Genomic DNA, 8,301 nt, shown 5'->3' with positions numbered 1-8,301 from the left:
GACCTCTGTGGCAGCGCCAAAAACACTGGCTAACCCCGCGCGTGCGGCCCTGGCGACTATTCCGCGGCCCGCGAGTCGCCCGCCGCGGCGACGGCGTGGTTCCGACTCGATCGAATCGGGACCACGCCGTCGGCACTGCTGTGGCCGTTGCGGCCGTCAGGCGTCCTTCAGCCGCGCCACGGCGGCCGCGATGCGCTCGTCGGTGGCGGTCAACGCGATGCGCACGTGGTTGCCGGAGCCGGGACCGTAGAAGTCGCCCGGCGCGGCCAGGATGCCGCGCTCGGCCAGCCGGTCCAGGGTGGTGCGGGCAGGCTCGCCGCGCGTGGCCCACAGATACAGCCCGGCCTGGGAATGGTCGACGGTGAAGCCCGCCGCCACCAGCGCCTCGCGCAGCACCTCGCGCCTGGCCCGGTAGATCTCGCGCTGCCGCTGCTCGTGCGCGTCGTCGGCCAGGGCGGCGGTCATGGCGGCCTGGATCGGGAAGGGCACCATCATGCCTGAGTGCTTGCGCACCTCGAGCAGTTCGGCCACCAGCTGCGGGTCGCCGGTGACGAACCCGGCTCGGTAGCTGGCCAGGTTCGAGGTCTTCGACAGCGAGTGCACCGCGAGCAGGCCGGTGTGGTCGCCGTCACAGACCCGCGGGTCGAGGATGGACACCGCGGGCTCGTCCCAGGCCAGGCCGAGGTAGCACTCGTCGGAGGCCACGATCGCGCCGCGCTCGCGGGCGAAGGCCACCACCTTGCGCAGATGGTCGACGCCGAGCACCCGGCCGGTCGGGTTCGACGGCGAGTTCAGGTAGATCAACGCCGGGGACCGCGGTCCCAGCTGGGTGAGCCCGTCGGCGCGCAGCACCTGCGTGCCCGCCAGCAGCGCGCCCACTTCGTAGGTGGGGTAGGCGATCTCCGGGATGACCACCAGATCGTCCGCGCCGAGGCCGAGCAGCCGGGGCAGGCCCGCGATCAGTTCCTTGGTGCCGATCACCGGCAGCACCGCCGCCGGCTCGATGCCGGTGACGCCGTAGCGGCGCTGCAACGCCTGCACCGCGGCGGCCCGCAGCTCGGGGGTGCCGTGCGTGGTCGGGTAGCCGGGCACGTCGGCGACGGAGTTCAGCGCCGCGCGGATCACCTCGGGCACCGGATCGACCGGGGTGCCCACCGAGAGATCGACGATGCCGTCGGGATGGGAAGCCGCCTTCGCCTTCACCGAAGCGATGGTGTCCCACGGGAAATCGGGCAGCAGCGCGCTGACCCGGGCACGTTCAGCCACGCGCGTGCTCACTCACCCATCGGGGGGAGTTCCTTGATGAACGGCGGGTCGTAGTCGACCTTGCCGACCTTGGTCGCGCCGCCGGGCGAACCCAGATCGTCGAAGAAGTCGACATTGGCGGCGATGTAGCCGCTCCACTGGTCCGGGGTGTCGTCCTCGTAGAAGATCGCCTCCACCGGGCACACCGGCTCACATGCACCACAGTCCACGCACTCGTCGGGATGGATGTACAGCATGCGGCCACCCTCGTAGATGCAGTCCACGGGGCATTCCTCGATGCATGCCTTGTCCTTCACGTCAACGCACGGTTCAGCGATGATGTACGGCACTGCCGTTCTCCTAGTCTGTCCTCACACCTGGTGGGGTGGTCCGCCCTGCGAAACCCTATCCCGACCGCGCTGTCGGCACCGGGTCAGCCTGCCCTAACTCGTACGGCGTCACATGACAGCCGTACGGCCGCCGTGATCGCGACGGCCGGATGGCCTAGCCCATGGTGACGATGGGCACCTGTGCGCGCTCCACACGACCGTAGGCGGTGGTGCGCTGGCGCACCGGCCTGCCGATGCCCTCGGCGATCTCGGTCAACTCGGCGACGGTCTTGGCCGAGCCGTGCTGCGAGCCCGCCATCCGGGAGATGGTCTCCTCCATCAGCGTGCCGCCGAGGTCGTTCGCGCCGCCCTGGAGCATGACCCTGGTGCCCGCCACACCGAGCTTGACCCAGCTGGTCTGGATGTTGTCGATGCGCCCGTGCAGCATGATGCGCGCCAGCGCGTGCGCGGCCCGGTTGTCGCGGATGGTCGGGCCCGGCCGAGCCGCGCCCGCCAGGTACAGCGGCGAGCTCTGGTGCACGAACGGCAGCAGCACGAATTCGGTGAAGCCGCCGGTCTCGTCCTGGATGCCGCGCAGCACCCGCAGGTGGCCGACCCAGTGCTTCGGGGTGTCCACGTGCCCGTACATCATCGTGGAACTCGACCGCAGGCCGATCCGGTGCGCGGTGGTGATCACCTCGATCCAGGCCGAGGTGGGCAGCTTGCCCTTGGTGAGCACCCAGCGCACCTCGTCGTCGAGGATCTCCGCGGCGGTGCCGGGGATGGTGTCCAGGCCCGCCTCCGCGAGCGCGGTCAGCCAGTCGGCGATGGACTGACCGCCGCGGGAGGCGCCGTTGACGATCTCCATCGGACTGAACGCGTGCACGTGCATGGACGGCACCCGCGCCTTGACCGCCCTGACCAGGTCGGCGTAACCGGTGACGGGCAACTCCGGGTCGATGCCGCCCTGCATGCAGACCTCGGTGGCCCCGTCCACGTGCGCCTCCCAGGCGCGGTCGGCGACCTCCTGCGCGCTGAGGGTGAAGGCGTCGGCATCGCCCTTGCGCTGGGCGAAGGCGCAGAAGCGGCAGCCGGTGTAACAGATGTTGGTGAAGTTGATGTTCCGGTTGACCACATAGGTCACCTCGTCGCCGACGGTGTCACGGCGCAACCGGTCGGCCAGCGCGGTCACCGCGTCCAGGTCGACGCCGTCGGCGGTGGCCAGCGCCAGATACTGCTCGTCGGAGAGCCCGGCCGGGTCGCGCTCGGCGGCCCGCAGCGCGGCGGCCACATCGGAGTCCAGCCGCGCCGGTGCGCCCTGGGCGATGCCGCGGGCCTGCTCGCGGATGGTGTCCCAGTCGCCGAAGGCGCCGAAGCTCTCGCCACCGAGACCGGCGTCGCTGCGCGCCTCGGTGTTACGGCCCTCGGTGTCGATGGCGGTCTCCAGATCGACCCGGCCGGCCGACTCCCAGTTCTCGTCCGGCTCCTGCCAGGGCAGGCCGACCGGCGTGACGTCAGGTCGGGCCAGGCCGGTGGCGGGATCGGTGAGGGCGGCGACGTGCGCGCTGATGCGCGGGTCGATCCACGGATTGCCCGCGCGCACGTACTTCGGGTGCGCCGAGGTGCGCTCGGCCAGGGTGAACCCGGCGGACTCGGTGATCTCCCGCAGGGTGTCCAGGTTCGGCCACGGCCGCTCCGGGTTGACGTGGTCGGGGGTGACCGGGGAAACCCCGCCCCAGTCGTCGATACCCGCCGCCACCAGGTCGCGGCACTCCTGTTCCGAGACCAGGTTCGGCGGCGCCTGCACCGTCACATCGGGGCCCATGAGCAGCCGGGTGACGGCGATGGCCGCGCGGAACTCCGCCAGTTCGGCGTCGGGCGCGTCGCGCATGGCGGTGTCGTCCTTGGCCACGAAGTTCTGCACGATCACTTCCTGGATGTGCCGGAACTCCTTGTGCAGCTTGCGGATCGCCATGATCGACTCGGCGCGTTCGGTGACCGTCTCGCCGATGCCGACCAGGATGCCGGTGGTGTAGGGCACCGAGAGCCTGCCCGCGTCGGTGATGGCGCGCAGCCGCACCGCCGGGTCCTTGTCGGGGCTGCCGTGATGGCACTGCCCCTTCTCGGTGAACAGCCTGGTGGAGGTGGTCTCGAGCATCATGCCCATGGACTGCGCGACCGGCTTGAGCCGCGCGATCTCGGCCCAGCTCATCACCCCGGGATTGAGGTGCGGCAGCAGGCCGGTCTCCTCGAGCACCAGGATCGACACCGCGCGCAGATAGTCGAGGGTGGAGTCGTAGCCGCGCTCGTCGAGCCACTGCGCGGCCTCCGGCCAGCGGTCCTCCGGCCGGTCGCCGAGCGTGAACAGGGCCTCCTTGCAGCCGAGTTCGGCGCCGCGGCGCGCGATCTCGAGCACCTCGTCGGGCTCGAGGTACATGCCCTTGCCCTCGGCGCGCAGCTTGCCGGGGACGGTGACGAAGGTGCAGTAGTGACACCGGTCGCGACACAGCCTGGTCAGCGGGATGAACACATTGCGGGAGTAGGTGATCACGCCTGCCCGGCCCGCGGACTCGAGTCCGGCGTCGCGCACCCTGGCGGCGCTGCGGCACAGGTCGAGCAGGTCGTCGCCGCGCGCCTGCAACAGCACCGCGGCTTCGTCGACGTTGAGGCTCACCCCGTCTCTGGCCCGGCGCAACGCCCGGCGCATGGCCGACGGCGACGGCGGGGCGGGTGGTACGGCGGGGGTCGCTAGCTCGGTCACGCCCTCGATCATGCGCTAACCATCCTGGACTGTCTCCCTCCAGTGCGTCCGGTCGAGCCTAGCGAGCCGATCGGCCACATGGTCGGGCGACGCTCGCGAGACAGCGGACGCGGTCTCGTCGTGAGCGTTCACAACCTCGCCCGGTCGATGCCTATTCCACCGGCGTGCCACTATGGCGGCATGGCGCAGCCGCGAACGATCCTCGCCGGGCCTGCCTGGCGGCCGAGTCCGAAGGCCAAACTGCTGTGGACGCTACAGACCGCGGGCGGCTGGGCGTCGCTGCTGGTCGCGGTGGCGGTGTGGGCGGTCCTCGACACGGGCAACCGCGGCTGGCAGCTGCTCGCGGCGGTGACGGCGCTGGTGGCAGGCGCGGTGGCGGTGGCGGTGGTGCCGCGCTGGCGGTACGCGGTGCACCGGTGGGAGATCACGCCGGAGGCGGTCTACACGCGGGTGGGGTGGCTGAGCCAGGAGAGCCGGGTCGCGCCCATCTCGCGGGTGCAGACGGTGGACATCGAGCGCGGCCCGCTGGACCGGCTGCTCGGGCTGGCGACCGTGACGGTCACCACGGCTTCCTCGGCCGGGGCGGTCACCATCACCGCGCTCGACCTGCCGGTGGCGGAGAAGACGGTGGCCGATCTCACGGAGATCGCCGCCCGGCATCGGGGCGACGCGACATGAGCGCGCCCGAGGAGGACACCCGGCAGGCCGCGCCCGCCGCGGTGGATTCCGGCGGTCCGGCGTGGGAGCGGCTCGACCCGCGAATGTTGCTGGTGCATCCGGTGACCCAGGTGGTCAAGTTCATCCCGGTGCTGGTCGGCACGGTGCTGGTCGGCACCAGCAGCGGCAATCCGCTGTGGAGCCTGATCCCGCTTGTCGGCATCGTCGGCTTCGGCCTGACCCGCTGGTTCACCACCACCTACCGGGTGAGCCCCACCCATGTCGAACTGCGCACCGGGCTGGTGCAGCGGCGCACCCTGTCGGTGCCGCGCAGCCGCATCCGCTCGGTGGACATCGAAGCGGATCTGCTGCACCGGCTGCTGGATCTGGCCGTGGTGGTGGTCGGCACCGGCCAGCAGGCCGAGAGCGGGGAGAAATTCGAGCTGGACTCCCTGTCCGCCCGGGTCGCGCCCGCGCTGCGCGCCGAACTGCTCGCCCACACCGCTGCGGCGGAGAGCACGGCAGCGGTGGGCGCCGCCGGGGCGATCGAGGGCGCCGGCGGGGCCGAACCCGCCGAGCGCGGGCGGGAGATCGGGCACTGGCAACCGGCCTGGGTCCGCTACGCCCCGCTGTCGCTGACCGGCTTCGCGGTGCTCGCGCCGCTGATCGCCCTGCCCTTCCAGTTGGGTTTCAACGAACTGACGCTGAGCACGGAGAGCGGTCGACGGCTCGGCGAGCACGCGGCGCTGGTGATCGCGGGACTGCTGGTGTCGTTCCTGCTCGCACTGGTGGTCGTCGTCAGCGTGGCCTCGTGCGCGCGCTATCTCACCACCTATCACGGCCTCCGGGTGGTCGACGACGGCCGCACGCTTCGCATCAGTCACGGCCTGCTCACCCGTCGCCAGATCACCCTCGATCTGGCCCGCTTCCGCGGCGCGACGGTGAACGAGCCGCTGCTGCTGCGGCGCGCGGGCGCCGCCGAACTGGAAGCCATCATGGTCGGGGAGAACCCCCGCCAGAAGATCCTGCCGCAGGCCCCGCGCGCGGCCGTGGAACGCACGCTGGGCGAACTGCTCGGCAGCAGGCGATCGGCCTCCGCCCCGGCCGACGCCCAGCCGACCTCGGCCCCCTCGGACGACCGCTCCCCGACTGCCGCCGACGTGACCGCCCCCGTCGACGTGACCGCCCAGCTCACCGCCCCGCTCGTGCCGCACGGCCCGGTGGCCCGCCGCAGGAGGTGGGTGCGCGCGATGCTGCCCGCCGCCGTTCCCACCGTCGCCCTGCTCGTGCCTACCGTCGCCGGGGTCTCCTGTCCGGGCTGGCTGTGGCTGCCCGCCCTCGCCGTGCTCCCCCTTGCCGCCGCGCTGGCCGAGAACCGCTATCAGGGCCTGGGCCACGCCGTGCTGCCGCGCACCGCGCACGGCCCGGCCTGGCTGATCACCCGCTCCGGCTCGCTCGACCGCGACCGGGACTGCCTGGAAGCGCCGGGCATCATCGGCTGGACGGTGCGCCAGAGCTTCTGGCAGCGCCGCTCCGGCATCGCCACCGTGGTGGCCGCCACCGCCGCGGGGAAGAAGAGCTACCGGATCATCGACGTGCCGCTGGAAAGAGCCTGGCAGATCATCGAATCCGCCACGCCGGGAGCGCTCGGACAGCGCTGAGCGCGCCGGTCTGCCGGGCTTGCCGTCGCCGGTGGGGGGCGGCTCGGGCGGCGCCATCGCGGTGGCCGCGTTGAACGCGTACAGCAGGGCGGGCACGAGCCCGCAGAGCAACAGCAGCAGGGTGGGCCAGTCGCTCATGAGCAGCTTGTCGCCGCCGGGCCCGGGAAAGGTGCACACCAGGAACCCGGCGGTCCACACCATGACCGGCAGCAGGGACAGGCGAAGACTGCGGGTGAGGGTGCGCATGGCGGCGACCAGGGAGACGTTGACGACCACCGCGATCAGCACCGTCACCGGGACCGGGATCGAGCCGGAGCCGAGCGGGGCGGCCAGCCCCGTGCCCGCGGCCAGATCGGCGGGCTCGGCGGTGGGTGTCCAGGTGCCGCCCACGTAGACCGGCAGATACAACACCTCGACGGCGAGGCTGAACAGCGCGGCCGCCGCCAGCACCGCCATCGTGACCGCCTTCGCCACCGCGGCCGCCCGGTCGCGGGTCGTGGTGGCGGTCGGATCTGCCTGTCGGTCGCGGGAGGTCACGCCAGGAGTCTAGGCGGCATGCGCCTGGCCGAGCGCGCGGCCGGTCAGGCGAACAGGTCGTGCTCGCGTCCGTCCGGGCCGACCGGACCACGCTCACCGCGCACCAGCACGAAGTGCTCCTCCGGCAGCACCGGCTGGGCGATGTTGTTGGACAGGGCGAACTCCCGGCCCGATGGCGCGACCGTCACCTGGGTGGCGTGCGCGCGCAGCGCGGCGCGCTTGGCCGCCAGCACCTCGGAGACGTCGACGGCGGTGGTGATGGTCTCGCTCGGCACGCCTGCCAGTTCACCGACGGCAGGCAGCCGCCAGCCCGCGGGCAGCGCGCCGGGCAGCTTCTCCGCGGTGCGCCGGGCCAGCGACTCGGTGTGCAGGGCCAGCAGGTGCAGATCGGTGACGGTCCAGTAGAACTTCGGCACGTCCCAGCCCCGTTCGGCCGCGGCCGCCACGGCTGCGGTGGTGACATGGTGGGCGCGGATGTGATCGGGATGCCCGTACCCGCCGTTGGGGTCGTAGGTGACCACGACCCGCGGCCGCGACTCCAGCAGGATCTCGGTGAGCGCCTCGACGGCCGCCTGCCCGGAGTTGACGACGGCGCGCGGATGCCGCGCCGAGGGGGTGCCCGCCATGCCGGAATCCCGCCAGCGGCCCGCGCCGCCGAGGAAGCGCGGCGCTCCGGCGTCCAGCGCCGCCAGGGCGCGGGTCAGCTCCAGGACGCGATAGCCGCCGAGCTGGTCGGCCTGATCGGCGACGAGCTGGGCCCACTGCTCGCCGATGACCTCGCCTTCCTCACCGAGAGTGCAGGTCACCACGGTCACCGGGATGCCGCGGGAGCGGTAGAGGGCGATGACGCCGCCGGTGGTGATCGACTCGTCGTCGGGGTGGGCGTGCACGAGGAGCAGGCCGCCGGTGGTATCGGTCACGGAATCCTCCTCCACATCGCCGCGTCCCCGAAGATGCCGACCGGGATGGCCCCGCTCAACGACGCGCCGTCGACCCGGGGGCCGGCCGCGGCGACCAGGTTGTCCTGCACGATCGGCAGCACCGCCGACAGATTCCACAGCGCGGGCTCGGCGGCGGCGAGCGTCTCGGCGACCTCGATGCCCGCCAGCGC

Annotated in this window: 7 protein-coding genes and 1 pseudogene; 3 read left to right on the top strand and 5 right to left on the bottom strand. The window is 72.1% G+C overall.

Annotation, left to right across the window (positions count from 1 at the left end; all coding sequences use genetic code 11):
• Nucleotides 1–156: 156 nt before the first annotated feature.
• The 3 genes from dapC to QH283_RS04465 all read right to left on the bottom strand — a co-directional run bounded on the left by dapC (nt 157) and on the right by QH283_RS04465 (nt 4,347).
• A complete protein-coding gene (gene dapC, locus QH283_RS04475) occupies nt 157–1,266 on the bottom strand; it encodes a succinyldiaminopimelate transaminase (protein ID WP_280501746.1) in 1,110 nt (369 codons plus the stop codon).
• Nucleotides 1,267–1,274: 8 nt separating this feature from the next.
• Nucleotides 1,275–1,595 carry a ferredoxin gene (gene fdxA, locus QH283_RS04470; RefSeq protein ID WP_280501745.1) on the bottom strand — a complete coding sequence of 107 codons (321 nt, stop codon included), beginning with the start codon at nt 1,593–1,595 and terminating at the stop codon, nt 1,275–1,277.
• A 154-nt stretch (nt 1,596–1,749) separates the two neighbouring features.
• Nucleotides 1,750–4,347, bottom strand: coding sequence for a bifunctional FO biosynthesis protein CofGH (locus QH283_RS04465; protein ID WP_280501744.1), 2,598 nt, complete (start codon nt 4,345–4,347; stop codon nt 1,750–1,752).
• Between the two features lie 168 nt (nt 4,348–4,515).
• On the opposite strand from QH283_RS04465, the gene QH283_RS04460 reads away from it, so the two are divergent.
• From QH283_RS04460 to QH283_RS04450, 3 genes are all read left to right on the top strand, one after another.
• Nucleotides 4,516–5,013 carry a PH domain-containing protein gene (locus QH283_RS04460; RefSeq protein ID WP_280501743.1) on the top strand — a complete coding sequence of 166 codons (498 nt, stop codon included), beginning with the start codon at nt 4,516–4,518 and terminating at the stop codon, nt 5,011–5,013.
• The gene (locus QH283_RS04455) at nt 5,010–6,653 is read left to right on the top strand and encodes a PH domain-containing protein (protein ID WP_280501742.1); all 1,644 of its coding nucleotides are present in this window, start codon (nt 5,010–5,012) and stop codon (nt 6,651–6,653) included. The genes QH283_RS04460 and QH283_RS04455 overlap by 4 nt, the downstream gene beginning before the upstream one ends.
• A 136-nt stretch (nt 6,654–6,789) precedes the next feature.
• Nucleotides 6,790–7,047: a hypothetical protein gene (locus QH283_RS04450; RefSeq protein WP_280501741.1), complete on the top strand. Its 258-nt coding sequence runs from the start codon at nt 6,790–6,792 to the stop codon at nt 7,045–7,047.
• 187 nt (nt 7,048–7,234) lie between these two features.
• Here QH283_RS04450 and mshB read toward each other — a convergent pair whose 3' ends face one another.
• Both mshB and QH283_RS04440 read right to left on the bottom strand, forming a co-directional pair.
• Nucleotides 7,235–8,110 (bottom strand): N-acetyl-1-D-myo-inositol-2-amino-2-deoxy-alpha-D-glucopyranoside deacetylase, encoded by an 876-nt coding sequence (mshB, locus tag QH283_RS04445; protein WP_280501740.1) that lies wholly within the window; start codon nt 8,108–8,110, stop codon nt 7,235–7,237.
• Nucleotides 8,107–8,301: pseudogene (locus tag QH283_RS04440) on the bottom strand (ABC transporter family substrate-binding protein); the annotation flags it as partial. The pseudogene QH283_RS04440 and the gene mshB, both read right to left, overlap by 4 nt.

Origin of the sequence: Nocardia farcinica (genome assembly GCF_029867845.1) — a bacterium.
Taxonomy (GTDB): domain Bacteria; phylum Actinomycetota; class Actinomycetes; order Mycobacteriales; family Mycobacteriaceae; genus Nocardia; species Nocardia farcinica_A.
This window is presented reverse-complemented; position numbering and strand designations above follow the sequence as displayed.

Bases quoted from the DNA above. Each gene is read 5' to 3' on its own strand.
- QH283_RS04450 (WP_280501741.1), top strand. From the start codon at position 6,790: ATGAGCAGCTTGTCGCCGCCGGGCCCGGGAAAGGTGCACACCAGGAAC.
- QH283_RS04460 (WP_280501743.1), top strand. From the start codon at position 4,516: ATGGCGCAGCCGCGAACGATCCTCGCCGGGCCTGCCTGGCGGCCGAGT.
- QH283_RS04455 (WP_280501742.1), top strand. From the start codon at position 5,010: ATGAGCGCGCCCGAGGAGGACACCCGGCAGGCCGCGCCCGCCGCGGTG.
- QH283_RS04465 (WP_280501744.1), bottom strand. From the start codon at position 4,347: ATGATCGAGGGCGTGACCGAGCTAGCGACCCCCGCCGTACCACCCGCC.